This is a genomic window from Micromonospora purpureochromogenes (assembly GCF_900091515.1).
GTDB classification, from domain to species: Bacteria; Actinomycetota; Actinomycetes; order Mycobacteriales; family Micromonosporaceae; genus Micromonospora; species Micromonospora purpureochromogenes.
In genome coordinates, this window is sequence record NZ_LT607410.1 from 4248001 (window position 1) to 4273575 (window position 25575).

22 protein-coding genes and 1 pseudogene are annotated in these 25575 nt (G+C 74.5%); 7 read left to right on the forward strand and 16 right to left on the reverse strand.

What is annotated here, in order from left to right; all coding sequences use genetic code 11:
• Nucleotides 1-161 precede the first annotated feature (161 nt).
• The 3 genes from GA0074696_RS19720 to GA0074696_RS19735 all read right to left on the reverse strand — a co-directional run bounded on the left by GA0074696_RS19720 (nucleotide 162) and on the right by GA0074696_RS19735 (nucleotide 3338).
• Nucleotides 162-752, reverse strand: a complete 591-nt coding sequence (locus tag GA0074696_RS19720; RefSeq protein ID WP_088962461.1) for a hypothetical protein — start codon at nucleotides 750-752, stop codon at nucleotides 162-164.
• 683 nt (nucleotides 753-1435) lie between these two features.
• The gene (locus tag GA0074696_RS19725) at nucleotides 1436-2167 is read right to left on the reverse strand and encodes an alpha/beta hydrolase family protein (RefSeq protein WP_088962462.1); all 732 of its coding nucleotides are present in this window, start codon (nucleotides 2165-2167) and stop codon (nucleotides 1436-1438) included.
• 376 nt (nucleotides 2168-2543) lie between these two features.
• Nucleotides 2544-3338 carry a DedA family protein gene (locus GA0074696_RS19735; RefSeq protein WP_088962464.1) on the reverse strand — a complete coding sequence of 265 codons (795 nt, stop codon included), beginning with the start codon at nucleotides 3336-3338 and terminating at the stop codon, nucleotides 2544-2546.
• An 80-nt stretch (nucleotides 3339-3418) separates the two neighbouring features.
• Here GA0074696_RS19735 and GA0074696_RS19740 point away from each other — a divergent pair, with 80 nt between their 5' ends.
• The 3 genes from GA0074696_RS19740 (at nucleotide 3419) to GA0074696_RS19750 (ending at nucleotide 5653) form a co-directional block, all read left to right on the forward strand.
• Nucleotides 3419-4123 (forward strand): carbon-nitrogen hydrolase family protein, encoded by a 705-nt coding sequence (locus GA0074696_RS19740; protein ID WP_088962465.1) that lies wholly within the window; start codon nucleotides 3419-3421, stop codon nucleotides 4121-4123.
• Nucleotides 4124-4202: 79 nt separating this feature from the next.
• Entirely contained in the window at nucleotides 4203-4847 is a 645-nt protein-coding gene (locus GA0074696_RS19745) for a phosphotransferase (RefSeq protein WP_088962466.1), read from the forward strand.
• Entirely contained in the window at nucleotides 4844-5653 is an 810-nt protein-coding gene (locus GA0074696_RS19750) for an MOSC domain-containing protein (protein ID WP_088962467.1), read from the forward strand. Before GA0074696_RS19745 ends, GA0074696_RS19750 begins: the two co-directional genes overlap by 4 nt.
• Nucleotides 5654-5659: 6 nt before the next feature.
• On the opposite strand, the gene GA0074696_RS19755 is transcribed toward GA0074696_RS19750, so the two are convergent.
• The 6 genes from GA0074696_RS19755 to GA0074696_RS19780 all read right to left on the reverse strand — a co-directional run bounded on the left by GA0074696_RS19755 (nucleotide 5660) and on the right by GA0074696_RS19780 (nucleotide 10828).
• Nucleotides 5660-7111: a serine/threonine-protein kinase gene (locus GA0074696_RS19755; RefSeq protein WP_088962468.1), complete on the reverse strand. Its 1452-nt coding sequence runs from the start codon at nucleotides 7109-7111 to the stop codon at nucleotides 5660-5662.
• Between the two features lie 121 nt (nucleotides 7112-7232).
• Nucleotides 7233-7436, reverse strand: a complete 204-nt coding sequence (locus GA0074696_RS19760; protein ID WP_088962469.1) for a hypothetical protein — start codon at nucleotides 7434-7436, stop codon at nucleotides 7233-7235.
• Between the two features lie 2 nt (nucleotides 7437-7438).
• A complete protein-coding gene (locus GA0074696_RS19765; protein WP_088962470.1) occupies nucleotides 7439-8476 on the reverse strand; it encodes a LacI family DNA-binding transcriptional regulator in 1038 nt (345 codons plus the stop codon).
• A gap of 137 nt (nucleotides 8477-8613) precedes the next feature.
• Nucleotides 8614-9474, reverse strand: a complete 861-nt coding sequence (locus GA0074696_RS19770) for an SAM-dependent methyltransferase (protein WP_172894345.1) — start codon at nucleotides 9472-9474, stop codon at nucleotides 8614-8616.
• 97 nt (nucleotides 9475-9571) lie between these two features.
• The gene (locus GA0074696_RS19775; protein WP_172894688.1) at nucleotides 9572-10459 is read right to left on the reverse strand and encodes a helix-turn-helix domain-containing protein; all 888 of its coding nucleotides are present in this window, start codon (nucleotides 10457-10459) and stop codon (nucleotides 9572-9574) included.
• Nucleotides 10460-10585: 126 nt separating this feature from the next.
• Entirely contained in the window at nucleotides 10586-10828 is a 243-nt protein-coding gene (locus GA0074696_RS19780; protein ID WP_088962472.1) for a DUF397 domain-containing protein, read from the reverse strand.
• A gap of 273 nt (nucleotides 10829-11101) precedes the next feature.
• Between GA0074696_RS19780 and GA0074696_RS19785 the strand changes: the two genes are divergently transcribed.
• Entirely contained in the window at nucleotides 11102-11752 is a 651-nt protein-coding gene (locus GA0074696_RS19785) for a GGDEF domain-containing protein (RefSeq protein WP_088962473.1), read from the forward strand.
• A gap of 28 nt (nucleotides 11753-11780) precedes the next feature.
• Here GA0074696_RS19785 and GA0074696_RS19790 read toward each other — a convergent pair whose 3' ends face one another.
• From GA0074696_RS19790 to GA0074696_RS19800, 3 genes are all read right to left on the reverse strand, one after another.
• Nucleotides 11781-12254, reverse strand: a complete 474-nt coding sequence (locus tag GA0074696_RS19790) for an SRPBCC family protein (protein WP_088962474.1) — start codon at nucleotides 12252-12254, stop codon at nucleotides 11781-11783.
• Nucleotides 12238-12585 carry an ArsR/SmtB family transcription factor gene (locus tag GA0074696_RS19795; protein WP_172894347.1) on the reverse strand — a complete coding sequence of 116 codons (348 nt, stop codon included), beginning with the start codon at nucleotides 12583-12585 and terminating at the stop codon, nucleotides 12238-12240. Before GA0074696_RS19795 ends, GA0074696_RS19790 begins: the two co-directional genes overlap by 17 nt.
• A gap of 102 nt (nucleotides 12586-12687) precedes the next feature.
• Nucleotides 12688-13182 carry a type II toxin-antitoxin system PemK/MazF family toxin gene (locus tag GA0074696_RS19800; RefSeq protein WP_088964686.1) on the reverse strand — a complete coding sequence of 165 codons (495 nt, stop codon included), beginning with the start codon at nucleotides 13180-13182 and terminating at the stop codon, nucleotides 12688-12690.
• A gap of 70 nt (nucleotides 13183-13252) precedes the next feature.
• Between GA0074696_RS19800 and GA0074696_RS19805 the strand changes: the two are divergent.
• The 3 genes and pseudogenes from GA0074696_RS19805 to GA0074696_RS19815 all read left to right on the forward strand — a co-directional run bounded on the left by GA0074696_RS19805 (nucleotide 13253) and on the right by GA0074696_RS19815 (nucleotide 15689).
• Nucleotides 13253-13823: pseudogene (locus tag GA0074696_RS19805) on the forward strand (DUF4291 domain-containing protein).
• 73 nt (nucleotides 13824-13896) lie between these two features.
• The gene (locus GA0074696_RS19810) at nucleotides 13897-14412 is read left to right on the forward strand and encodes an NUDIX hydrolase (RefSeq protein ID WP_172894349.1); all 516 of its coding nucleotides are present in this window, start codon (nucleotides 13897-13899) and stop codon (nucleotides 14410-14412) included.
• A gap of 41 nt (nucleotides 14413-14453) precedes the next feature.
• A complete protein-coding gene (locus tag GA0074696_RS19815; protein ID WP_088962476.1) occupies nucleotides 14454-15689 on the forward strand; it encodes a hypothetical protein in 1236 nt (411 codons plus the stop codon).
• Nucleotides 15690-15749: 60 nt separating this feature from the next.
• Here GA0074696_RS19815 and GA0074696_RS19820 read toward each other — a convergent pair whose 3' ends face one another.
• Genes GA0074696_RS19820 through GA0074696_RS19835 form a run of 4 tightly spaced genes read right to left on the reverse strand, consistent with a single transcriptional unit; the run spans nucleotide 15750 to nucleotide 25556 of the window.
• Nucleotides 15750-21302: a non-ribosomal peptide synthetase/MFS transporter gene (locus tag GA0074696_RS19820; protein ID WP_088962477.1), complete on the reverse strand. Its 5553-nt coding sequence runs from the start codon at nucleotides 21300-21302 to the stop codon at nucleotides 15750-15752.
• Nucleotides 21299-24418 carry a non-ribosomal peptide synthetase gene (locus GA0074696_RS19825; protein WP_088962478.1) on the reverse strand — a complete coding sequence of 1040 codons (3120 nt, stop codon included), beginning with the start codon at nucleotides 24416-24418 and terminating at the stop codon, nucleotides 21299-21301. Before GA0074696_RS19825 ends, GA0074696_RS19820 begins: the two co-directional genes overlap by 4 nt.
• Complete coding sequence (locus GA0074696_RS19830) at nucleotides 24415-24603, reverse strand: MbtH family protein (RefSeq protein ID WP_088962479.1); 189 nt, start codon at nucleotides 24601-24603, stop codon at nucleotides 24415-24417. Before GA0074696_RS19830 ends, GA0074696_RS19825 begins: the two co-directional genes overlap by 4 nt.
• Nucleotides 24603-25556, reverse strand: coding sequence for a TauD/TfdA family dioxygenase (locus GA0074696_RS19835; RefSeq protein ID WP_088962480.1), 954 nt, complete (start codon nucleotides 25554-25556; stop codon nucleotides 24603-24605). Before GA0074696_RS19835 ends, GA0074696_RS19830 begins: the two co-directional genes overlap by 1 nt.
• Nucleotides 25557-25575 lie beyond the last annotated feature (19 nt).

The window sequence follows — 25575 nt, forward strand, 5'->3', positions numbered from 1 at the left end:
GGATGGGAGCTTGCTCTTTCTGGGGGCCGGGTGCTTGGCGTTCGTTCTTCGGGTGGGCTGCGGGTGCGCACCGACCGCCGTCGCCGACCGCGCCGTCTGGATATGCCGCTGGCCGTCACCCCGCTCGGGGGTGCCGGCCAGCGATCGTGTGTTCAGGTGGGTCAGTTGTTCCAGTGCTTGGCGACCAGGTCGGCGGCCTGCTGCTCCCACTGGGCGTAGTGGTCCGGGTAGGCCGAGACCTGCACGGTCTGGGCTGCCTTGGTCAGCGGCATGTCCTGCCACCCGTCGACCTGCTTGAGGCCCTTCAGGAACGCCATGGTGCTGTATTCGGGGTCGGTGATCTGCTCGACCGTGCCCCAACCGCTGGACGGGCGCTGCTGGAACAGGCCCTGCGAGTCGTAGTCGTTGCGCTCACCCAGGTGACCCAGGTTCTCCAGCTTCGACTCCTGCAGGCTGGTCGCGATGGCGACGACGGCGGCCCGCTCGTCCATGCCCGACTTCTTCGTCGCGGCGATGATCGCCTTCACGTTGGCGGTCTGCTCGGCGCCCACGTCGATGCGCGACTGCTTGCCCTGCACACCGTGCGGGATCAGCGTGCCCTTGTCGACCTTGTCGGCCTGCACCACGGCGACGGCCTTGGCGTCCATGGCCGGGGCGGCGTGGGCCTCGGTGGCCGGGCCGGCGAAGACGCCACCGGCGAAGGCCAGACCAGCGATACCGAGCACGCTCTTACGCAGAATGGTGGTGTTCATCAGAGTGGCTCCATTCGGGGGTTGGCGCCCAGGCTCGATGGGGGTCGGGCGGGCGCAAGCACCACGACGGCGCTCAAAAGATCAAAGGGGAAAGTCTTCGCCCCGGCAGGCTTCGCGAGCGGGGGCTCACGGCGCCGGGTCCATGTGTAACGACCGGCGGCCCACCATCATTCCGGGGGCCCGCATCCCAGGCGGCTCATGTATCGGGGCCAGGCCAGCGGGTGCTGCTGCGATCGTCCAGGTGATGTAACGACCCCGGCCCGGCCACCATTCCACCGCCAGCGTGCCGCCGGCCACGGGACGACCCGCCACTGACCGGCCCAGACCCGGGCATCGGACGGCACCCAGCCGGCCCGGAAATCGGACAGTCGGTGCCTGTGCGCCTGGCCGGCCAGCCAGGTCGGGCGCGGCCGGACTGGATCGGACAATCCACGCATGGGCCCCTGGATCATGCAGGCCGCCTGTCGTCCCCTCCCGGCCTTCGCCGGCTCCGCCGTGAGGGCCGCCAGTATTGTCAACTGCAGTACCAAGTCCGGTCCCTGAGCAGGTGGGTTGTTCGGACCAAGATGGCGGAATCGGCAACACAGCCCGCACCGCCATCGAGGAAGGCCAAGACCTGTCCTCGATGAGCGGCATCCTCGCCGACAGCTCCTATCGTCTGCTGCCGGCCTGACGGCCCGGCCTCACTTCAGGTGCCGGGCGAAGAACCGGTTCCCGTCGTCCCCCTCGAACTGCGGGACGCCGGTGTGCCCGCCCATATTGGCGTGCAGCGTCTTCTCCTTGGTGCCGAAGGCGTCGAACAGATCCAGGGCCATCTGCCGGTCGTTTCCTTCGTCGTCCCACTGCAACAGGACCTGCAACGGAATGGTGACCTGCCGGGCCTCCTCGAACAGGGTGCGGGGCACGAAACTCCCGGCGAACAGAAGAGCGGCCGAGATGCGCGGCTCGACCACCGCCAGCCGGATGCCGATGGCGATCACCCCTCCCGCGTACCCGACCGGGCCGCCGATCTCGGGCAGCGAAAGGAGGGCGTCCAGGGCGGCCCGCCATTCCGGGACCGCCTTTTCGACCAGCGGGAGGACGAGCCGGTCGACGATCTCGTCGTCGACCGGCTCGCCGGCCTCCAGCGCCCGGCGCAGGTCGGCGCGGGCCTCCTCGGCGGCGGCGGAACGGGGCCGGTCACCGCTCCAGGGGAGCTCGATGGTGGCCGCGGCGAAGCCCTCCGCCGCGGAGTGCCGGGCCCGGGCAACCAGTCGGGGGTACATCTTGTGCAGTCCGCCGGGGTGGCCGAGCAGGATCAGCGGGGCCGGTGCGGATGCGGATCCGGGCGTCCACAGGATGCCGGGGATCTCGCCGAGGGTGAATTCGCGTTCGAGGACGCCGTCGTCGAGGCGCTGTTCGGAAGTGAATCGCATGGTCGTGCCTTTCGGGAGTGCTCGTGAACGGCGCTCCCGGACGACCTATCGCCCGACCGTGGCTCCGGAGGGAAGCACCCATGTCGATACTGCGTTCACGGCTACCACCTCCTCGATCTCTCGCACGGCCGCCAGCAAAGTAGCAGTGGTCGCCGTGGTCCGCCAACGGGTTTCGCGCAGGCGCCTCAAGGCCAAGGCCGTGCAGTCAAGGGCTTCGGCCTGTGGCGTGATCGCAGCATGGCGAAGCCACACCTCGGTCAGCGGCTGGCACCGGGACAGTGCCCCGGCCTCTCCGGGCTCAGCCTCTCACGACACGCCGAAGTGCCGTTGCAGTGCTAGGGCGGACCTTGGGGTCCGAAACGCAGGACAACCAGGGTCAGGCGTCGCGCCGCCAGGAGGAGGCGCGGTAGACGGTGCCCGGGTGACCGCCCACCTCACCGACCTGCACCGGCCCGGCGGGCGGCGCCGGGTCGAACGGGTCGGGGGACGCGACGGCGGAGGCGCGGGCCCGGCGGGCACGGCGTACGCGGGTGCCGACGAACCAGGCCGCGGCGGCCACGCAGGCGGCGATGACCAGCTTCTGGAACGACCCGACGTACGACTCGACCACGTGCCAGTTCTCGCCCAGTAGGTAGCCGGCCAGCACGAAGATGGTGTTCCAGATCAGACTGCCCAGCGTGGTGTACAGCAGGAAGGTGCGGACCGGCATCCGTTCCACCCCGGCCGGCACGGAGATGAGGCTGCGGAAGATGGGGATCATCCGCCCGAAGAACACCGCCTTGACGCCGTGCTTGAGGAACCACGCCTCGGTCCGGTCGACGTCACTGAGCTTGACCAGCGGCAGCCGGGCCGCGATGGCGCGCATCCGGTCGCGGCCCAGGGCGGCACCGATCAGGTACAGCACCCACGCGCCGACCACCGAGCCGAGCGTGGTCCACAGGATCGCCCCGACGAGGCTCATTTTGCCCTGCGCGGCGGCGAAGCCGGCCAGTGGAAGGATGACCTCGCTCGGGATCGGCGGGAAGAGGTTCTCCAGCGCCACGGCCAGCCCGGCGCCCGGGCCGCCGAGCCGCTCCACCAGTCCGGTGACGTAGCCGACCGGCCCTTCATTGGACGGTTCGGAGGTGGACACGACCGCGCGGGGGTGGAGCGCCAGGGAGCCAGGGATCATGGACCAAAGTTACGAGCCGGGGCGCGCATCGACCACGTCCGGTGCCCGCGTCGAGGGAGATCCAGCAAGGGAGCCGACCCGTGCGTACGCCGCTCACCCTCGCGGTGGCCCAGCCCCACTGCGTCCCGTACGACGTCGCCGCCAACGTGGCGGCGCACGCCGCGCTGGTCCGCGCCGCCGACGCCCGGGTGGTGCTCTTCCCGGAGCTTTCCCTGACCGGGTACGAGCTGGACGCTGCCCCGCTCGACCCGGCCGACCCCCGGCTGGCACCGCTGGTCGCGGCGTGCCTGGCGACGGGCACGCTGGCGCTGGCCGGGGCACCGGTCGCCGACGATGCCGGTGCGGCGTACATCGGGGTGCTGGCCGTGGCCGGGGGCGGCGCGCGGGTGGCGTACCGGAAGATGTTCCTGGGTGGGGCGGAGGCCGCGCGGTTCGTCGCGGGCCGGGAGCCGGCGGTGGTCGAGGTGGACGGCTGGCGGCTGGGCCTGGCCGTCTGCAAGGACACCGGGGTGGTGGAGCACGCGGCGCGGACCGTGGCGCTCGGCGTCGACGCGTACCTGGCCGGGGTGCTGGAGGCGCCCGCGGACGCGTCGGTGCCGGACACCCGGGCCCGCCGGGTCGCCGCCGAGCACGGCGTGTGGGTGGCCACCGCCAGCTTCGCCGGACCGTCCGGGAGCCACTACCCGCGCACGGCCGGCGGCTCCGGGGTGTGGCGGCCCGACGGTGCGCCGGTGGTCCGCGCCGGCACCGCGCCCGGCGAGGTCGCCCGCGCCACCCTCCACTGACCACGATCGACTCTCGACGGCGCCGGCGGCGGCCGGACCGGCGGGGGCCGCGGGCGGGGCCGCGGGTTACCGTGGGCCGGTGTTCGCCGCCACGCCGCTCGCCTCCGGCCGGTGCGCCGACGTGTACGCCCTCGGCGCGGACCGGGTGATCCGCCGCAATCGCGACGGTGGCGACGTCCGCGCGGAGGCGGAGCTGATGACGTACCTGCGCGGGCAGGGCTACCCGGTGCCGGAGGTGTTCCGGGCCGACGGACCCGACCTGGAGATGACCCGGCTGGCCGGGCCGACGCTGGCCGAGGCGCTCGTCACCGGCGCCACCGACATCCGGTCCGGCGCCCGGATCCTGGCCACCCTGCACCACCGGCTGCACGCCCTGCGCGCGCGGCTCTCTCCCGACCCGGCCGCCCGGGTCCTGCACCTGGATCTGCATCCGCAGAATGTCATGGTCACCGCCGACGGGCCGGTGGTCATCGACTGGGGCAGTGCCCGCGAGGGCCGGCCGGAGCTGGACCTGGCGATGACCGCGCTGATCGTCGCGGAGGTGGCCACCGACCCCACCTCGCCGGTCGCCGCGCCTGCCGGCGACCTGCTGACGGCGTTCCTGGCGGAGACCGGGCCGATCCGGCTGCTGGATTCGGCGGCCAGCCTGCGCACGCGGACCGGGCCGCTCGACCCGCGGCGGGTCGCGCAGGCCGCGGCCCGGGTACGGACGGCCCACGGGTGACCGGCGGCCTCGGGCAGCTCTGGCGCTACCCGGTGAAGTCGATGCTCGGTGAGCTACTGACCGCCGCGACGGTCGACGAGCGGGGCGTGGCCGGGGACCGCCGGCTCGCCCTCGTGGACCGGGCCACCGGGCGGGTGGCCAGCGCCAAGCAGCCACGGCTGTGGCGGGGCCTGCTCACCGTCCGCGCGGCCGGCGGCACCCCCGATCCGGTACGCCTCACCCTCCCCGACGGCACGGTGCTGAGCACGGCGGACGAGCGAGCGGCCGGCGTCCTCTCCGGGCTGCTCGGCCGGGCGGTACGGCTGACCGCGGCGGTGCCGGAGGACGCCGTGCTGGAACGGGCCGACCCGGACGCGGTGCTGTCGGCCGGGGTGACGGCGGTGACGCCGACGACGCAGAGCCGGCTGGGTGGGGCGGCGCCACCGGGCAGCCTGGTCGACTTCGCGCCGGTGCACCTGGTCGCCACGGCCACCCTGGCCGCGCTCGGGCCGGTCGACCCGGTGCGGTACCGGCCGAACCTGGTCGTCGACGCGGGCCCGGCCTTCGTGGAGAACGGCTGGGTGGGTCGGGAGCTGCGCGTCGGCGCCGAGCTGGTGCTGCGGGTGGTGGCGCCCACCCCGCGCTGCGCCGTGCCCACCCTGGCGCACGGACCGCTGCCGCCCGACCCGGACGCGTTGCGGGCGGCCGCCCGACTCAACCGGGTGGTGCCGCTGCCGGCGCTCGGGTCGCAGCCGTGCGTCGGGGCGTATGCGGTGGTGGTGCGGGCGGGTCGGGTCGAGGTCGGCGACCCGGTCGAGGTGGTCTGAGCCGGGTCAGCCGTTGCTCCGCGAGCGCGGCCAGGCGGCCAGCAGGTCGCGCAGCTCGGACGCGGTGCCGTCGTCGATGCGGTCCCTCTGGACCGCCTCGGCGAGCCGGCCGGCCAGCTCCCGCAGCCGCTTGAGCCGGTCCTTGGGCTTGCCCTCCTCCAGCTCCGTGAGCTTGTCGCGCAGCTCGTCGGCGGTCCTCGGGTCGATGTCGCCGGCCGCCTCCGCCCGGTCGAGCAGGGCCGCGAACTCGTCGGCGAGCTGCCCCGCCGTGCGTGGCGCGGGTCGTTCGTCCCGCGACGGCGGGGCGGTGGACGGCTCCGCCGACGGGGTCGGCTCGATGCTGGGCTCCTCATCCACCGGCGCGGCGGTGATCGGCGCGGCCGGGGTACGCCGGTCCGGCCCGTCGTCGAGGACGAGCACGCCGACCAGGCCGAGCAGCAGCGCGACGCCGGCCGCGACCAGGACGCCCAGCGCCCGGTTCGGGCGGCGTGGCGGAACGGCGACCGGGGGCGCGGGACGGGTGACGGGCGGCCGGGGCGCCGCCGCGGCCCGGTCGACGAGGGTGGGTTGCGCGGGCGGGGCCGTCGGCACCGTCGGCAGCAACGCGGTGGGCGGCTCGGCCGGTCGGCCCGCGCTCAGCCGGGCGGCCAGCTGCGCGGCGGTGGGCCGGCGGGCCGGGTCGACGGCCAGGCAGGCCATGGTGAGCTCGGCGATGTCGGCGGGCAGCCCCGGGATTCGCAGCGGCGGCACCGGGGTGTGCCGCGCGTGCGCCTCCAGGGCGTCCTCCCAGGTCTGCACCGGCAGCGGGGCCCGGCCGGTGAGGGTGCGGTAGAGCAGCGCGCCGAGGGCGTACACGTCGCTGGCCGGATCCGGCGGGCCGGGCGTCAGCCGTTCCGGCGCGAAGTAGGCGGGGGTGCCCATCATCAGCTCGCCGGTCTGACCGGCGAGCGGGTGCCGGGGCCCGGCGAGGGCGGCGATGCCGAAGTCGAGGACCTTGGCGCCGGTCTCGGTGAGCATGACGTTGGCCGGCTTGACGTCGCGGTGCACCACGCCGATCCGGTGCGCGGCGGCGAGCGCGGCCGCCACCTGACCGGCGACCCGGACCGCGTCCGGCCAGGCCAGCGGGCCGGCGGCGAGCCGGTCGGCGAGGCTGCGCCCCTCGACCAGCTCCATCACCAGGTACGGCACGACCACGCCGCCGGGCAGGGTCGCCTCGCCGTAGTCGTAGACCTGGGTGACGTGCGGGTGGGTGAGGCGGGCGGCGGCCCGCGCCTCGCGCTGGATGACGGCCCGCAGCTGCGGGTCGGCGGCGAGCTGCGCGGCGAGGGCCTTCACCGCGACGGGGCGGTGCAGCACCTCGTCGTCGGCGCGCCACACCTCGGACATTCCGCCGAGGCCGATGGGCGCGCGCAGGACGTACCGATCGTGCAGGCGCGTGGCGGGCGTGAGCGACGACATGATGCTCCAGTCTGCCCGGCCCGCCCGGTCGGGCACCAACCGTGGTGCCCGGTTGGGCGCCGTCTGGGCCGAAAAAGCACCCTACCGGGTGCTTACCGGGTGGCCTCGGCCACCCCGGCGGTCAGGCGCGGCAGGTCGGGGCGGGCGCGGGCGCCGGCTCCGTGAGGTCGGCGAGCCGACGCAGTGCGTGCGCGGCGGCGAGCCGGACGGGCGCGAGGCGGTGGCGGCGGGCCCGCTCGGGGCGTACCGGCGCGTCCGGGCGGGCCGAGTTGACGTGGCGGGTGACCGCGTCGATGGCGAGGGTGAAGCCGGTCGGCTGTTCCATGGTCAACTCCTCGGTGCGGGACGGGTGGAGGTGCGGACGACCAGCTCGGTGGGGAGCAGGAGCTGCCCGGCGGCGTCGTCCGCCGGTGGGTCGAGCAGCAGTTCGGCGGCGATCCGGCCCTTCTCCTCGGCCGGTTGCCGGACGGTGGTGAGGCCGGCCGCGGCCGCTTCGGCGACGTCGTCGAAGCCGGTGACCGAGACCGTGGCGGCCCGCTCCCCGAGCGCGTCCAGCGCGCCGAGCGCGAGCACGTCGGAGGCGGCCAGCACGGCCGTCGGCGGATCGTCGCCGGCGAAGAGGACGGCCACCGCCTCGGCCCCGGCGGCGCGGCTGTTGCCGGTGGCGTTGAGCAGCGTGATGTCGGGCCAGTCGACGCCGACCGCGGCGAGGGCGTCGGCGAACCCGGCCAGCCGACCCCGGGTGGTCGGGTGCGGTGCGGCGTCGGCACCGGCGAGCCGTAGCGGCCCCGGTGGCGCCTCGGGCAGCACGGTGTCGGCGAGCAGCGCCACCCGGCGGTGCCCCAGGCCGACGAGGTGGTCGGCGACGGACCGGGCGGCGGCCCGCTCGTCGATGCCGACGTACCGGTCGGCGGGGGGCGCGGTGGTGACGAAGGGCAGCCCGCGACCGCGGATCACGTCCAGGGCCCAGTCCTCGTCGGCGGCGCAGTAGACGCAGAACCCGTCGACCGCCGCGTTCTCCACGGCCGCCCTGGCCTGCGTCGCCCCGGTGGGCAGCGGCACCAGCAGCAGGCTGGTGCCGTGCCGTTCGGCCGCCTCGGCGACACCGGCCAGGAACCGGACGGCGAACGGGTCGGTGAAGGCGTACGACAGCTGCGAGGTGAACAGGACGCCGATCGCGCCGGCGAAGCCCCGCCGCAGCGAGCGGGCCGTCGGGTTCGGGCCTGGGTAGCCGAGCTGCCGGGCGGTGTCGAGGATCCGGGTACGCAGGGCCGCCGAGAGCTGGTCGGGGCGGCAGTACGCGTTGGAGACGGTGCTGCGGGACACACCGACCGCCGTGGCCACGTCCTGGAGTGTCGGTCGCACCCGAGCCCCCTTCTGGATCGATTCAGTCTGGATCGATTCAGAGACTAGCCGGACCGGCTCGGGACCGTCAAGGAGAACGGACACCACACGACGAACGGCGGCGGCCGCAGCCGACGCCGTTCCTCGGGGAACCGGGCTCAGGGCTTGCGGGCGAGCCCGCCGTACATGCTGACCTCCGCGACCGTGGGGCGCGGCTGCGGCTCGCCCTCGGCCCGCCACTCGGCCACCGAGCAGAGGCCGGGCTCGACGAGCTCCAGCCGCTCGAAGAAGCCGGTGAACTCGTCGAGGGTGCGCAGGTTGATCACCCCGTGCGGGCCGCCGCCCCGGGCCGCCGCCCTGGCCTCCCCGGCGACGTCCGGGGGGAGGTATTCGTGGGTGGCGTGCGACGCGGCGAGGTAGCTGCCGGGCGGCAGCGCCGCCAGCAGGCGGCGCACCACCGTGTACGGGTCGTCGGCGTCCGGGACGAAGTGCAGGATCGCCACCAGCATCAACCCCACCGGCTGGGACAGGTCGATGGTGCGCAGCAGGTCCGGGTGGTCCAGGATCTGCTCCGGGTCGCGCAGGTCGGCGTCGATGTAGGCGGTGGCGCCCTCGGGCGAGCTGCTCAGCAGCGCCCGGGCGTGGGCCAGCACGATCGGGTCGTTGTCGACGTAGATCACCCGGGACTCCGGCGCGAGCCGCTGGGCGACCTCGTGGGTGTTGTCGACGGTCGGGATGCCCGTGCCGATGTCGAGGAACTGCCGGATCCCGGCCTCGCGGGTGAGGTGGCGCACCGCCCGCTGGAGGAAGCGTCGGTTCTCCAGGGCGCTGGTGCGGATGGTCGGGAAGCGGGCCGAAATGGCGTCACCGGATTCCCGGTCGGCCTGGAAGTTGTCCTTGCCGCCGAGCCAGTAGTTGTAGCGCCGGGCGGGGTGCGCCACCGAGGTGTCGATCCGGTCGCTCGGGTGGGCGGAGCCCGTGGTGGTTCCCGGGGCCTCGGTGGTCACAGTCGCCTCCATGACTCTGCGCCATCGCGCGCGATGGCGTCCGTCCACTGTCGCCGGTCGCGGACCATGGTAGAGGCATCCCCGGAGGCCGCGTCGCCCCGGGCGACGGTCACTCCGGGTAGAGCTCGTCGCGGAGCCGGGCCAGGATCTCCGGCGTTCGCTCGGGCGGCGCCGCCTCGACGCAGAGCCGCTCCATGGCCACCGCGTAGTAGTCCAGGTCGTCGCGCTTGTCGAGGTAGATGGCGCTGGTGAGCTGCTCGATGTAGACGATGTCGGGCAGGTCGTCGTCGCCGAACCGCAGGATGGTGAACGCCCCGCCGGCGGCGGCGTGCCCGCCCGCGGCGAACGGGATCACCTGCAGCCGCACGTGCGGCGACCGGGTGGCCTCGATCAGGGCGTCCAGTTGGCCGCGCATCACCGCCTGCCCGCCGATCGGGCGGCGCAGGGCGGCCTCGTCGACCACCGCCCACACCTGTGGCGGGGCGGCGCGGCGCAACAGCTCCTGCCGACGCAGCCGCAGCTCCACCCGCCGGTCGACCTCCTCGGCCGGGGCGTGCCGGTGGCCGAGCAGGACGACGGCGCGGGCGTACGCGGCGGTCTGCAACAGGCCGGGGACGAACTGCACCTCGTAGGTGCGGATCAGCGAGGCGGCGGCCTCCAGGCCGAGGTACGCCTGGAACCAGCCGGGCAGCACGTCGCCGTACCGGTGCCACCAGCCCGGGCTGTTGGCGTCGCGAGCGAGCCTGAGCAGCGCCTCCCGCTCGTCGGCGGCGCTGACCCCGTAGAGGGTGAGCAGGTCGGCGACGTCGCGTTCCTTGAAGCCGACCCGACCCAGCTCCATCCGGCTGATCTTGGATTCGGAGGCCCTGATCTCCCAGCCGGCGCCCTCGCGGGTGACGCCGCTGGCCTCGCGCAGGCGGCGCAGCTGGGCGCCGAGCAGCATGCGCAGCACGGTGGGCCCGCTCGCCGGACCCCCTTCCGCGGTCGCCATCGCCACATCGCCCTCCACCTGCTCGCCTTGCGCCGGCCGGGCGCCCCACCCCCGGCCGACGTGTAAGCATGCCATGGACGGTGGGTGATGAACTCCTCCGCGCGGCCGAGATGGTCCCGCCGGCGGGACCGACTATCGATCGATCAGGTTGTCGAAGTCCCCGTCGCGGGCGCCGAGGACGAACGCGGCGATCTCGTCCACTGTGTAGATCAGCGCCGGACCCTCGGGATGCCGGGAGTTGCGGACCGCGATGCCCGTCCTGCCGGGGAGTTCGGCCAGCTCGACGCAGTTGCCGCTGGGGTTGCTCCGCCGACTCTTCTGCCACCGCAGCTCGGGGAGCTGGGTGACGGGTACGCCGTTCTCGGGCTGCTGCATGAGGGGTCTTTCTGTGCGGTGATGAGCCGTCCGCTGTCGCAGGTGGAGGGTGTCGCGGCGGGGAGGACGGCGACGCCGGATCATGCCGTGCTGCACGTGCATCTGCTATTGCATCTGCATTGGACAGCGAGCATGATAACCCACGTGTTCGGTACCCGACCGTTCACTTTCGGTTACCCCCAAACCCGGGCAGGCTCCTGGGGAGAACGACGGCTGGGCACCGCACGCCGGCCGGCGTCCCGGGCCGTCCGCCGACGCCGCGAGGGAGGTCTCGTGCCGGATCCGCTGAGCGTCGCGTCCGGCATCTCCGCGGCGGGTGCGCTCGTCTCGGTGTGGCAGCTGCGCCGCCGGGCGCTGCGGGCGGAGGCGGAGATCGAGTACCTGCAGGCAGAGCTGGCCGCCGAGCGGCACGCCGCCAGCCACGACCCGCTGACCGGCCTGCCCAACCGGCGCGCCTTCTACCGGATCGCCGCCGCGCTGCTCACCGACGCCGGCGGGCGGCCGCTGATCGCCGTGGTGCTCGACCTCAACGACTTCAAGCAGGTCAACGACCGCTACGGGCATGCGGCCGGGGACCAGGTGCTGGTCAGCGTCGCGCAGCGGCTCACCGCCTTCGCCGGCGACAACCTGGTCGCCCGGCTCGGCGGTGACGAGTTCGCCGGCCTGCTCAGCACCCCGTCGGTCGACCGGCGCTGGATCGACCACGCCACCCGCCGGCTCTGTGCGGCGATGGCCGCGCCGATCCCGGTGGGCGGGCGCAGCGTACGGGTCACCGCCTCGGTCGGCCTGGCGCCGGTCAGCGGCCCGACCCAGCTCGCCGAGGCCCTCTGCGCCGCCGACGCCGCGATGTACCGGGCGAAGGGCGTGACGGCCCGCCGGTCCCCCCGGCAGCTCCTGGACACCCCGCGCCTGGCCGAGTGCTGAGCACCCGGCCCGGCGTCGTCGGGGCCGCTCAGACCAGGGTGGCGAGGTACTCCTCCAGCGCCCGGTACGACTGCCGCGCGCCCTCCTCCATGCCCGAGCCGACCATCGCGTCCCGCTCGGCGGCGGTGTCGAAGCGGGTGGTGCCGGTGACCAGCGTGCGGCCGTCCTGCTCGGTGAAGACGAGCGTCTCCACCGCCACGTGACCGGCCGCGCCCTCGAACTCGAAGGTCTGCACGATCCGCTCGGGTGCCGCGATCTCGAGGAACTCGCCGCGGAAGGCGTAGGAGTTGCCGTCCGGGGCGTGCTCGACGAACCGGTACCGGCCGCCCACCCGGAAGTCGATCTCGACGTCGAGCGGGTTGCCCCGGCCCCACCACCGCGCCAGGTGCGCGGGGTCGGTGTGCGCCGCCCAGACCATGTCGCGGGGCGCGTCGAGGACCCGGGTGAGCACCACCTCGCGGTCGGTGGGCAGCGCGACGGTCAGGTCACCGGTCGGGTTCATGGTCGTTCTCCTTCAGCTCTCGCAGGTAACCGTCCAACGTGTCGTACCGGTCGTCCCAGAGCCGGCGGTACTGGTCGACCCACTCGGCGAGGACGCGCAACGCCGCCGGCTCGATCCGGCACCGCCGCCACTGCGCCTCGCGGGTGCGCACGATCAGCCCCGCCGCCTCCAGCACGTTCAGGTGCTTGGAGATCGCCTGCATCGAGATCGGGAACGGCGCGGCCACCTCGTTGACCGTCGCCTCGCCGGCGGCCAGGCGGGCCAGGATGGCCCGGCGGGTCGGATCCGCGAGGGCGGCGAAGACGGCGCCGACCTGATCTGGTGAGGTCACTGTAATCAACCACCTGTTTGATAAACCGATAAGTTGAATGTACTCGTCGGGGGTGCCCTGTCAAGGACCAACGCGCAAAATCGGCTCGGCCGTGCGACCTCGTCAGCGCCAGCCGTAGCGGGCGCGCAGGGCCTGGCCGATCCGGTCGAAGCGACCCCGGTCCAGCACCGCGCCCTCGCGCCGGATGCTGTCCTCACGCATGGTCAGCACCCGGTCCAGGCGGACCCAGCTCGGGCGCTGGTCACGGTCCCATTCCCCCGGGCCTAGCGCCAGCCAGTGCCGCTGACCGTCGCGCTCGCTCTGGCTGGAGAGCATCAATCCGAACAGTGTGCGGCTGTGCCGGCCGACCACCAGCACCGGGCGGTCCTTGCCCTGCCGGGGGTCGTCCTCGTACGGCACCCAGGTCCAGACGATCTCACCAGGGTCGGCCCGGCCGTCCAGCTCCGGGGCGTACGTCAGCTCCCGGCGCTGCAACGCGCCGACCTGGCGGCGACGGGCCACCTGGGCCGGGATCCGGCCGGCGGCGCGGGGCGGCGCGGCCGCGCCTCCGGTCACCCGACCGAGCCGGGCGACGACGTTCCTCAACAGACCTGCCACGGGCGGCAGCCTAACCGCACCGCCGCCACAGCGCCCGGCCGGCGGGCGGGGTAATCCACTCGACCGGAGCCTGGGCGGGTGGCGAGGATCGGAGCGTGCAGGTTCCCAGCGGCAGATCCGGGCCCGCTTCACCGAGACGACGCTCACCGTCTACCAGGCGTACCCGCCGGAGATCGCGGCGGCGGCGCTGGCCGCCGGCCGGTTCTGCCCGCCGTTCCGGCGCGGCCGGATGACCTGGATCAAGCCCTCGTTCCGGTGGATGATGTACCGCTGCGGCTGGGCCACCAAGCCGGGCCAGGAACGGGTGCTGGCGGTCGAGCTGACCCCGCGCCGGCTTCGAGTGGGCGCTCGGCCGGGCCTGCCCCAGCTCTCCCGACCCCGCCCGGCACGCCGACCGGGCCGCCTGGGGGCTGGCCCCGCTGGCGTACCGGTCGCTTCAGCTCGGGCTCGCCCGCGCCGCCGCTGACCGGTACGTCGACGAGTGGGTGGTCGCGCTGACCGACGTCACCGCGACGGCCCGGGAGATCCGGGCGCTGCTCGACGCCGGCGACGACCGGGCCGCGGCGGGGCTGCTGCCCGACGAGCGCCCCTATCCCCTGCCGGCCGGACCGGCCGCCACGATCGGCGCGACGCCGAGCTGAACAGCCGGGTCCTGGGCGAGGATGCCCTCGGCGGCCGCCATCCTGTCACCGGTCGCCCGCCCGAAGGAGAGACATGATCGAACTGCCGCAAGACCTGCCGGTCGTCGAACGCACCGCCGTGCGGCTGGTGGTGCGCGACGCGCAGGACCGGGTCCTGCTCTTCCACACCCGCGACCCGGACCATCCCCGCCTCGGCACCTGGTGGGAGCTGCCGGGCGGCGGGATGGACCCCGGCGAGACGTACGCCGAGACCGCGGTGCGGGAGCTGCGCGAGGAGACCGGCTTCGTGGTCACCGCCGCCCGACTCGGCCCGCCGACCTGGCGGCGGCGGGCCAGCTTCATCCACCGGCAGCGCCGGCACCTGCAGGACGAGGTGGTGATGACGGTACGGCTCGACGCCGCCGGGCCGGACGTCGACGGCGCCGAGCGGCTGGACTACGAGGTGGAGGACTACTTCGGGTTCCGCTGGTGGACGGTCGACGAGGTGGTCGGCAGCGCGGAACGCTTCTACCCGGGGCGGCTGCCCGCGCTGCTCCCCCGGTTCCTCGCCGGTGAGGAGATCGACGAGCCGTTCGAGCTCTGGTCCTGAGCCGGGGTGCCGATCGGGCCAGGGATGGGCACAGTAGGGGCATGACGACGACCCTGCACACCCCGCTGGCCCGCTACGCCGCCCGGCTGCACGCCGGCGCCGGCGACCGGCACCACGTCGCCTCACCGCTCGGCGCCTGGCTGCTGCTGGCGCTGTCCGCGCCGGCCGCGACCGGTGCGGACCGGGACGAGCTGGAGGACGTCCTGGGCGTGAGCGCGCCCACCGCGGCGGAGCTGGCCGGGGCCCTGGTGGACCGGCCACACCCGCTGGTGCCGTCGGCCACCGCCGTCTGGCAGCAGGGCGGCCACGACACCGAACGGCTGGCCGAGTGGCGGGCCGCGCTGCCGCGTACCACCGCGACCGGGCCACTGCCCGACCAGCCGGGGCTGGACGCCTGGGCCCGCGAGCACACCCTCGGGCTGATCGACCGGTTCCCGCTGACCCGGTCGCCGGAGGTGCTGCTGGCGCTGGCCAGCGCCCTGGCCACCCGGATCTCCTGGGCCGACCCGTTCGACCTCGCCCCGGCCGGGCAGCTCGGCCGCGCCAGCGCCTGGGCGGGACGGCTCGACCGGGTGCTCCGCACTCCCGCGCGCGGCCACCGGGCCTGGATCGCCGCGACCGGACCGGCCGGAGACGTCGCCGTGCACGCCGCGCCCGCCGTCGAGCGCGACGGGGCAGGCCTGGTGGTGGTGTCGGTCGCCGCCGACCCCTCGACCCCCGCGGCCGACGTGCTCGCCGCCGCGTACGAGGTGGCCGCCACGGCGGTCGACGAGGCGGCCCCGGCCGGCCGCCGCTCGCTGTTCACCCTGCCGCTCGGCGACGGTCCGGCGTGGACGGTGCGGGAGAAGCGGGTGCACACCCGCGCCCCGGACGGTCGGGAGGAGCGGCACACGGCGGTGCTGCCCTGCTGGTCGGCGCGGGACGAGCACGACCTGACCGCCCCGGCGCTGGGCTTCCCCGCGGTGGTCCGCACGCTGGGCGGGCTGCTCGGCGAGCCCGCCCCGCGGCTGGAGGCGCGGCAGGCGGCGATGGCCCGCTACGGTCGGTACGGCTTCGAGGCGGCTGCCGTGACCGCCGCCTTCGCGCTGGCCAGCCTCGCCCCGGAGGGCGTCGCCCGCACCGCGGAGCTGCGCTTCGGCCACCCGTACGCGGTCGTCGCGGTGGCCACCGACCGCGATGGTGGGCCGTGGCACGGGGTGCCGGTCTTCTCCGCCTGGGTGGCCGAGCCGCAGGAGCCGGCGGCGACGGACCTGGCGGACCCGCCCGAGGAGTCCTGACCCGGCCGGGACGGGCCCGCCCGGCGTGGCGGCCTCCTCGGGGGAGGGCCCCACGCCGGGTCACGCCGCGACGGGCTCCCGTTCCTGCGCCGCCGCCCGCTCCGCGAGCCGCCGCTGCCGCTCCTGCGCGCCGATCAGGTCGTCCGGCAGCGAGTCCGGCACCTCGACGTCGAAGCGGCGCAGCATCCGGATCGCGAACCCGCCCAGGGTGATCAGGACCAGGGCCAGCCCGAAGCAGACGTACGCGAAGCCGATGCCCCGGCCCGGCCCGGTGCCGATCACCGCGCCCACCGACCCGGCCAGCGACCCGCCCGGGGCGAGCATCGGCTCGAAGAGGCCGGTCGCCGCCGGGGCGAGCAGCGCGAAGCCGATCGGCAGGGTCGACCAGGAGATGGTCTGGTTGAGGCTGAACACCCGGCCGTGGAAGCGCTGCGGCACCTTGACCTGCACGATGGTCGCGTAGATCGACTGCGCGGTGGTCATCGCCATGGCCAGCCAGAAGATGCCGACGCAGACCATCGTCACCGAGGCGTCCAGGCCGACCAGCACGCAGCCGACGGCGGTGCCGAGGTTGCCGACCAGCACGCCGACCATCCGCCGGCGCCGGGGCCCGCCCCACAGCGACATCAGCACGCCGCCGGCCACCGCGCCGCAGGCCTCGGCCAGGGCCACCTGCGCCACCTGCGTGGCGGTGCCGAACGAGAGCACCAGCGGCGTGGTGAGCACCAGCGCCGGGGCCAGGAAGATGTTGCCCAGGGCGAAGTAGCCCAGCATCAGCCGGAAGCCACGGTGCTGCCAGGAGTAGCGCAGCCCGTTGGCGATCGCCACCAGCAGCCGCTCCCGGGGCCGCCAGCCGAGCAGGTCGGGGAAGCGCACCACGGCCAGGGTCAGCACCGCCACCAGGTAGCTCGCCACGTCGATGAGCAGGATGCCCTTGAGTTCGATGGCGGCGAGCAGGCCGGCGGCGAAGACGGGCATCAGCAGCATCGCGAAGCCGCTGGAGAGCTGGGTGATGCCCATCGCGTGCCCGAGGTAGCGCTTCGGCACCAGCTGCGGCACCGCCGACTGGAACGCGATCCGCTGGAACGAACCCGCGACCTGGCTCAACGCGACCAGGGCGTAGATGTGCCAGAGGACCAGGTTGTCGGTCCAGAGCAGCGCGGCGAGCACCAGCTGGATCGACCCGGCGGTGCAGCTGGCGACCATCATGATCCGGCGGCGGCTGACCCGGTCGGTGACGGCGCCGGCCACCGGCAGCATCAGCACGCCGCAGATCAGCGCCAGCGCCCAGAGCAGACCCAGGTCGGCCACCGATCCGGTCCGGGTGAACAGCCAGATCGGCAGCGCGAACGCGGTCAGCGCGGAGCCGGTGGTGGAGACCAGCTGCCCGGCGGTGACCGCGACGAACCGGGCCATGGAGGGCTTCACCGCGGTCTGCTCGGGCCGGCCCGACCGGCCCGCGCGCTGGTGGGCGGCGACCGCCCAGCCGGCGTCGGCACCCCGCGCCTGCGGGGTGAGGGCGGCGACGTCCCCGGCGGCCGCCGCCGGGTGGACCCGGGTGACGATCTCCGCCAGCTCCTCGGCGCGGTACTTGAGGAAGAAGTGCCCGGCCTGGTCGAGCACCACCAGGCCCAGGGTGTCGCTGAGGAACTGCCACTCGGCGTACCGCTCGGCGTGGTAGTCGGTCACCGGGTCCTCCGAGCCGACCACCGAGATGATCGGCGCGCGCAGCTTCGTCGCGCCCCGGTCGAGCAGGCCGGTGAAGTACTCCTCGGAGGCCCGCGAGTCGGCCCGCATGTTGCTGATGATCCGGTCGGCCTGCTCCGGGTCCAGCTCGTCGGTGTCCACCCCCATCGACTTGAGCCAGCTGGCGTAGTGCCGGTTGCTGCGCAACTGTTCGAGCCGGTTGCGCAGGGCGGCGAAGGCGCCCCGGGGGCGGGCGAACGGGAACATCGCGCCGATGTAGACCGCTTCCAGGTCCCGGCCGGCGGCCTCCACCTTGCGGGCCACCTCGGCGACGATCGCGCTGCCCACGCCGCAGTGACCGTAGAGGGCGATCGGCCCTTCGACGCGGTCCAGGATCTCGTCGGCGACCCGGCTGGTCAGCTCCTCGAACGGCAGGCCGTCCTCGCTGAGCCCGACGTCGTGGCCGGGGATGGCCAGCGACCACAGGGCATGGCCGGCGGGCAGCGCGTCCGCCAGCGGCTGGTAGACGATCGCGCTGCCGCCGCCGTACGGGACGCAGACGTAGCTGAGCACCCGCTGCGCCGCCGGGATCGGCCCGGTCAGCTCGTAGAGCAGCCGGCGCGGCCCGTCCGCGCCGTCCCCGCCGCCGGACATGAACGCGGCCAGCTCACGGATCGTCCGCTGCTGGAACAGGTCCATCACCCCGACGGCGCGCCCGCCGTGCTCTGCCTTGCGGATCCTCGCCACCACCTGGGTGGCGAGCATGGAGTGCCCGCCCAGGTCGAAGAAGTCGTCGTCGATGCCGAGCGTGGCCACGCCGAGCACCTCCGACCAGATGCCGGCGAGCAGCCGCTCGGTGTCGTCGCGCGGCTCCACCAGGGCGACCGACGCCTCGCGGGTGAGCACCGGCGCGGGCAGCGCCCTCCGATCCAGCTTGCCGTTGGGCGTCAGCGGCAGGCCGTCCAGGGTGACGAACGCGGCCGGCACCATGTACTCCGGCAGGGTCTGTTTCAGCGCCGCCTTCAGCGCGGCGTGCTCGGCCGCGCCGACCAGGTAGGCGGTGAGCCGCTTGTCGCCGGGGGTGTCCTCGCGGACGATCACCGCCGCCTCGGTCACCGCCGGCTGCTCGCGCAGCGCGCTCTCAATCTCGCCCAGCTCGATCCGCAGGCCGCGCAGCTTCACCTGGTGGTCGATCCGGCCCAGGAACTCGATCACCCCGCCGGCCGGGACGCTCACCCAACGGGCCAGGTCGCCGGTGCGGTAGAGCCGGGCGCCGGGCTCACCGGAGAACGAGTCCGGCACGAACCGCTCGGCGGTGAGCGCGGGCCGGCGGTGGTAGCCGCGGGCCAGCCCCACGCCGCCGATGTGCAACTCGCCGGCCACCCCGACCGGGCAGGGGTTGCCGTGCGGATCCAGCACGTGCAGCCGCAGGTTGGCGATCGGGGCGCCGATCGGGACGGTGGTCAGGCCCGGCAGCAGCGCCGGGTCGCAGTGCCAGGCGCTGACGTCGATGGCCGCCTCGGTCGGGCCGTACAGGTTGTGCAGCTCGCACCCGGGCAGCCGGACGCTGAAGTCGACCGCCGTGGCCGGCGGCAACTCCTCGCCCGAGCAGATCACCCGGCGCAGCGCCGTCGCCGCCTCGACGCCGGACTCGGCGAGGAAGACGGTGAGCATCGACGGGACGAAGTGGGCGGTGGTGACCCGCTCGGCGACCAGCAGGTCGCGCAGGTAGCCGGCGTCCTTGTGCCCGCCGGGCTTCGCCAGCACCAACCGGGCCCCCTCACGAAGCGGCCAGAAGAACTCCCAGACCGAGACGTCGAAGCTGGCCGGGGTCTTCTGCAGCACCGCGTCGTCGGGACCGAGCCGGTAGGTCCGCTGCATCCAGTCCAACCGGTTGACGATGCCCCGGTGGGTGTTCGGCACGCCCTTGGGCCGGCCGGTCGAGCCGGAGGTGTAGATGACGTACGCCAGGTGCGCCGGGCCCGCCGCCGGCGCCGGGTCGTCGGCGGGCTGGTCGGCCCAGATCCCGGGGTCGTCCAGGGCCAGCACGGTGGCGCCGGTGCTCGGCAGCGCGTCGCGCAGGTGCTCCTGCACGAGCACCACCGGCGCGGCGGCGTCGTCGACCATGAAGGCCAGCCGGTCCGCCGGGTACTCCGGGTCCAGCGGCAGGTACGCGCCGCCGGCCTTGAGCACCCCGAGCAGGCCGGTGACCAGCTCCACCGACCGCTCCGCGCAGACGCCGACCAGGGTCTCCGGGCCGACGCCGGCGGCGCGCAGCCGGTGCGCGACCCGGTTGGCCGCGGCGTTCAGCTCGGCGTACGTGGTCGACCTGCCCTCGATGGTGACCGCGACGGCGTCCGGGGTGCGGGCGGCGCGTTCCTCGATCGGCCCGTGCAGCGTCTGGCTGGCCGGGAAGTCGGCGGCGGTGTCGTTCCAGCCCGCCAGCAGCGCCCGCTCGGCGGGCGGGAGCAGGTCCAGGGCGGCGACCGGGGTGTCCGGGGCGGCGACGATCGCGGCCAGCAGGGTGGTCCAGCGCCGCGCCATCCGCTCGACGGTGTCGCGGGTGAACAGGTCGGTGTTGAAGACCAGCTTGCCCCAGATGCCGTCGGGCACCTCGACGGCGTGCAGCTCGAAGTCGAACCGGGTGGCCCGCAGCTCCATCGGGGTCCAGCGGAAGCTCACCTGGTCGGCGTCGGAGACGCCGGAGAAGCGGCCCATCTCGTAGTTCTGCAGGACGAACATGGCCTGGAACACCGGCGACCGGCTGACGTCGCGGGGCAGCCCCAACTCGTGCACCACCTTCGCGAACGGCACCTCGGCGTGCTCGAAGCCGTCGAGCACGGCCCGCCGGGTGCGCTCCAGCAGCTCGCTGAAGGTCGGATCGCCGGCCAGCTCGGCGCGCATCGGCAGCATGTTGATGAACATGCCGACGACGTCCTCCAGTTCCGGGGCGGACCGGCCGGCGACCGAGGCGCCGACGGCGAAGTCGTCCTGCCCGGCGTGCCGGGACAACAGCACCTGGTACGCCGCGAGCAGGGTCATGAACAGGGTCCCGCCCGATCCGCGGGTGAGCGCGGCGAGCCCGTCGGTGACCGCCCGGTCGACCTGGAACTCGACGAAGTCGCCCCGGTAGGTCTGGGTGGCCGGGCGGGGCCGGTCCAGCGGCAGTTCCAGCGGGGTGATGCCGGCCAGCCGGCGCTTCCACCAGTCCAGGTGCCCACGGGCCCGCGGCCCGTCCAGCTCCCGGGCCTCCCAGTGGGCGAAGTCGCCGTACTGCACCGGCAGGGCGGGCGGCTCGCCGCCCCGGTAGCGGGTGATCAGATCGCGCAGCAGCACGTCCACCGACCAGCCGTCGCCGACGATGTGGTGCTGGCCGAGGAAGAGCACGTGGTCGTCGGCGGCGTTCATCCGGTCCGGAGTGCCGTCTTGCGACGCGGAGGCCGGATTATCGTTGGCAGCGAGCCGGATCAGCAGGGCGCGCAGCAGCGGCCCGGCCGCCAGGTCGAACGGCTCGGCCGCGGCCGCGTCCACCAGCGCCTGCGCGGCCCGCTCGTCGGGGGCGTCCACGATGGTCAGCGGCACCTCGACGGAGTCGGCGACGACGACGGTGGGGCGACCGTCGGCGTCGGCCGGGAAGCGGGTACGCAGCGACTCGTGCCGGGCGGTCAGCCCGGCCAGGGCGGCGCGCAGCGCCGTGACGTCCAGCGGGCCGCGCACCCGCAGCGGCACCGCGATGTGGTAGGCCGCCTCGCCCGGAGCGAGCTGGTCCATGAACCAGACCCGCTCCTGGGCGTACGACAGCGGCACCTCGGCGCCCTCCGGGCGGGGCGTGATCCGGGCGGTCGGCGAGGCCTGCCGCCGGCGCAGCCGCTGGGCGATCAGCGCCGCCCGGGCGGCCTCCCGGGCGGGATCCTTCAGGTCCGTCATGCGGGGGTGTCCTTCTCCGCCGCCAGCAACGCGGCGACCTCGGTCTCGGAGAGCTCGTCCAGCTCGGCGGCGATCCGCTGCTCGATCTGGGCGGCCAGGTCGGCGACCACGGGGCTGCTGAACAGCGCCCGCATCGGCAGGTCGACGTCCACCTCGGCGCGGATCCGGGCCATCGCCCGCATGCCGCGCAGCGAGTTGCCGCCGAGGACGAAGAAGTCGTCCAGCGCGCCGACCTTCTCCACCTGGAGGATCTCGGCGTACACCTCGGCCACCAGGGTCTCGGCGTCGGTGCGCGGCGGGACGTAGCCGTCGGCCGCCACGGTGGCCGGCGGCGCGGGCAGCGCGGCCCGGTCCAGCTTGCCGTTCGGGGTCAGCGGCAGCGCGTCGAGCCGGACGAACGCGGCCGGCACCAGGTGGGCCGGTAGGTCGCGGGCCAGCTCGGCGGCGAGGGCGGCCTCGTCGGCCGCGCCGACCAGGTAGCCGACCAGGGCCGGCTCCCCCGAGTCGGTGCGCACCGCCACCGCGGCCTCGCGGACCTGCGGGTGGGCCAGCATGGCCGACTCGATCTCGCCCAGCTCGATCCGCATGCCGCGCACCTTGACCTGGTCGTCGCGGCGGCCCAGGTAGTCCAGCGTGCCGTCGGTGCGCCAGCGGGCCAGGTCGCCGGTGCGGTACATCCGCTGGCCGGGCCGGCCGTACGGGCAGGGCAGGAAGCGTTCGGCGGTCAGGCCGGGCCGGTGCAGGTAGCCCCGGGCCAGCTGGTCCCCGGCGACGTACAGCTCGCCGACCACGCCCGGCGGCACCGGCTGGAGCGCGGCGTCGAGCAGGTAGACCCGCGCCCCGGCGGTGGGCCGACCGATCGGGACCGGTCCGGCAGCCAGCGGTCGACCGGGCGCGACCCGGGCGGCGACGCAGCCGACGGTCGCCTCGGTCGGGCCGTACTCGTTGACGACCGCCACGTCCGGGTGCGCGGCCCGCCAGCCCGCCAGCTGCTCGCCGGTGAGCGCCTCACCGCCGATCACCAGGTCGGTGGTCGGCGACAGCGCGGCGTCGAGCAGCGGCAGGTGGCTCGGGGTGACCTTGAGGAAGCTCGGCCGGCCGCCGACCCGGGCGTGCGGCGAGTCGATCCCGGCCAGCCGGACGGTGCCGCCGGCGGTGAGCGGGCCGAGCAGGCCGGTCACGGTGAGGTCGAACGAGACCGGCGAGGGCAGCAGCGCGGTGCCGGCCAGCCCCGGGTAGGCGTCCCGGGCCCAGGCCAGGTACGCGGCCACGGCTCGGTGCTCCACCACCACGCCCTTCGGACGGCCGGTGGAGCCGGAGGTGTAGAGCACGTACGCCGGGTGCTCGGGGCGCAGCGGGGCGGCCCGGTCGGCGTCGGTCAGGTCGCCGTCGGCCTGGTCGGCGCCGACCTCCCCGTCCAGCACCACCGCGCCGGCGGGCACCAGCGCGGCGGTCTCCGGCAGGGCCAGCACCAGCGTCGGCTCCGCGTCGGCGAGCAGGTACGCGATCCGGCCGGCCGGGTAGCCGGTGTCCACCGGGACGTACGCGGCGCCGGACTTGAGCACGGCGAGGACGGCGACCAGCAGCTCGGGCGAGCGGGGCAGGGCGAGCGCCACCCGGGCCTCCGGGGCGGCGCCCCGGGCCACCAGCACCCGGGCGAGCCGGTTGGCGGCGGTGTTCAGCTCGGCGTACGTGAGCGAGACGCCCTCGCAGACCAGGGCGACGGCGTCCGGAGTGGCAGCGGCCTGCCGCTGCACCCGCTCGATGACCGAGCGGAACGCCGGGGTGGCGTCGTCGCCGTTCCAGGCCCGCAGGACGAGGTCCCGCTCGGCGTCGACGAACAGCGGCAGCGCGGAGACCGGCTGCCCCGGGTCGGCGACGGCGGCGGTGAGCAGCCGCACGTACCGCGCGACCACCGCCTCGGCGGTGGCCCGGTCGAACAGGTCGGTGCGGTAGACCAGGCGGCTCTCGCCGGTGGTGACGTCGAAGGCGAGGTCGTCCTTGGTGGTGCCCAGCTCCACCGGGTCCAGCCCGGAATCGGGGATGAAGTTCAGCGCCGTCTGGAAGATCGGCTGCACGGACGGGTCGCGCTGCGGGGCGACCGCCTCGACGATCCGCTGGAACGGGGTCTGGCCGTGCTCCATCGCGTCCACCAGGCCGGCGCGGACCCGGCCGAGCAGCTCGGTGAAGCTGGGATCGCCGCCGACGTCGCAGCGCAGCGCCACCGGGTTGACGAACATGCCGATCAGCGGGGTCAGCTCGGCGGTGTCCCGGCCGGCGGTGGAGACGCCGACCACCACGTCGGTGTCGCCGGAGATCCGCGACAGCAGGGCGGCGAACCCGGCCAGCAGCACCATGTACGGGGTGGCCGCCGACCCGGCGGCGAGCCGGCCGACCCGGTCGAGCAGCCCGTCGGGCAGGGCGAAACGCACCTCGTCGCCGGCGAAGCCGAGCTGGGCCGGGCGGGGGCGGTCCAGCGGCAGGCCGGTGACCGGCGGCGCCCCGGCGAGCTGGCCGGTCCAGAAGGCGAGCTGGCGGTCCAGCTCCGCGCCGGTGAGCTGGTCGCGCTGCCAGACCGCGAAGTCGGCGTACTGGATGGGCAGCTCGGGCACGGCGGCGGGCGCGCCGGTCAGCGCGGCCTCGCTGAACGCGGCCAGTTCGGCCACCAGCAGCACCGCCGAGTGGCTGTCGAAGACGGCGTGGTGCACCACGAACAGCAGCGTCCAGGCGTCGTCGAGGCGGACCAGCCGGGCCCGCCACAGCGGCGGGGCGTCCAGCGGGATCGGGGTGCGGGCCAGCTCGGTCCGCAGGGCGGCGTACCGGGCGGCCCGCTCGGCCTCGGGCAGGTCGCGCAGGTCGTCGGCGGGCAGCCGGACCGGCTCGTGCTCCCGTACCACCTGCACCAGGGCGCCGTCGTCCATCCGCAGGTGGGTGCGGAGCGCCTCGTGCCGGGCGACGACCCGGCCGACGACCTCGCCGGCGGTGTCGGCGTCGATGCCGGCCGGGAACCGCCACGGGGTGGAGATGTTGTAGACCGGCGAGGCGGTGTCCAACTGGTTGGCCATCCACACCCGCTCCTGGGCGAAGGAGGCCGGGAAGGTCCACTCCCGCGTCATGACGGCACCTCCCGCACGGAGCGGGGACGCATGTCGGTCCAGACGGCGTCCACGTGGGACAGGCACTCCTCGCGGGTGCCGGCGAAGCCGGCGTCGTGCCACCCGGCGGGCAGCTCACGGTCGGCCGGCCAGATCGAGTACTGCTCCTCGTCGTTGCGGACGACCAGGAATCGGGATTCGGCCATCAGTGCTCTCCAGCGCTCTCGGGGGTGTGCGGTTCGGCCATCGCCACGGCGATCCGGCGGGCCCCGGTGAAGGGCTCCCGCCCGTGCGCGGCGGTCATGTTGTCGACCACCAGCACGTCGTCGCGCCGGTAGTCGAAGCGGACGCTGGCGGCCCGGTACGCGGCCCGCAGGTGGTCCATGACGTCGGCGGGGATCTCGCCGCCGTCGCCGTAGTAGGTGTTCGCCGGCAGCCCGTCGGCGCCGAACATGTCCAGCAGCCCCTCCTGGTAGTCCTTCGGGAGGGTGCTCACGTGGAAGAAGGTGGCGTGGTTGAACCAGCGCGGGGTGTCCGAGCCGGGCCGGTGGTGCACCGCGTCGCGCACCGCCCGGGTGCGCAGCCCGTCCACGCCGACCCACTCCAGCCGGATCCGGTTCGCCGCCCCGTACGCCTCGACCTCGGCCCGGTCGTCGGTGCCGAACACGTCCTGCCAGCGGGTGCCGAAGTCGGCGTGGAAGTTGCGCACCAGCATCCAGCGCCGCCGGACGAACTCCTCGCGCACCGCCGGGTCGATCTCGGCGTACACCCGGCGGACGTCGGCGAGCGGGGTGGCGCCGAGGGTGTCCGGCGGGCTGATGCAGTAGAAGAACAGCGTCAACGGCCAGCGCGCCTGGTACGAGTTCTCGTTGTGCAGGAAGATTTCCTCGTCCGGCGGGTAGTCGGTCGAGGTGTAGACCCGGCCCTTGATGGCGTGCCGGGGTGAGGACCGCTCGGTGTAGGTCAGCGGCTCGCCGGAGAACGCCCGGACCACCCGGTCGAAGCCGTCCACCCCGCCGACGTCGAAGCCGCGGAACAGCAGCCCGCCGTGTACGGCGAGGGCGGCGCGCAGCTCCGTCCGCCGCCGGTCGACGAGCTCGGTCAGTGGTGTGCCGTCGTTCTCGACGACCACCGGCAGCGTGGCGATCGTGTCGCTCATTGCTCTGTCACTCCTGTTT

Coding starts and splice junctions, on each gene's coding strand:
- GA0074696_RS19830 (WP_088962479.1), bottom strand. CDS start 24,603: ATGGCCGAATCCCGATTCCTGGTCGTCCGCAACGACGAGGAGCAGTAC.
- GA0074696_RS19810 (WP_172894349.1), top strand. CDS start 13,897: ATGATCGAACTGCCGCAAGACCTGCCGGTCGTCGAACGCACCGCCGTG.
- GA0074696_RS19725 (WP_088962462.1), bottom strand. CDS start 2,167: ATGCGATTCACTTCCGAACAGCGCCTCGACGACGGCGTCCTCGAACGC.
- GA0074696_RS19755 (WP_088962468.1), bottom strand. CDS start 7,111: ATGTCGTCGCTCACGCCCGCCACGCGCCTGCACGATCGGTACGTCCTG.
- GA0074696_RS19815 (WP_088962476.1), top strand. CDS start 14,454: ATGACGACGACCCTGCACACCCCGCTGGCCCGCTACGCCGCCCGGCTG.
- GA0074696_RS19770 (WP_172894345.1), bottom strand. CDS start 9,474: ATGGAGGCGACTGTGACCACCGAGGCCCCGGGAACCACCACGGGCTCC.
- GA0074696_RS19825 (WP_088962478.1), bottom strand. CDS start 24,418: ATGACGCGGGAGTGGACCTTCCCGGCCTCCTTCGCCCAGGAGCGGGTG.
- GA0074696_RS19790 (WP_088962474.1), bottom strand. CDS start 12,254: ATGAACCCGACCGGTGACCTGACCGTCGCGCTGCCCACCGACCGCGAG.
- GA0074696_RS19820 (WP_088962477.1), bottom strand. CDS start 21,302: ATGACGGACCTGAAGGATCCCGCCCGGGAGGCCGCCCGGGCGGCGCTG.
- GA0074696_RS19735 (WP_088962464.1), bottom strand. CDS start 3,338: ATGATCCCTGGCTCCCTGGCGCTCCACCCCCGCGCGGTCGTGTCCACC.
- GA0074696_RS19720 (WP_088962461.1), bottom strand. CDS start 752: ATGAACACCACCATTCTGCGTAAGAGCGTGCTCGGTATCGCTGGTCTG.
- GA0074696_RS19780 (WP_088962472.1), bottom strand. CDS start 10,828: ATGCAGCAGCCCGAGAACGGCGTACCCGTCACCCAGCTCCCCGAGCTG.
- GA0074696_RS19835 (WP_088962480.1), bottom strand. CDS start 25,556: ATGAGCGACACGATCGCCACGCTGCCGGTGGTCGTCGAGAACGACGGC.
- GA0074696_RS19760 (WP_088962469.1), bottom strand. CDS start 7,436: ATGGAACAGCCGACCGGCTTCACCCTCGCCATCGACGCGGTCACCCGC.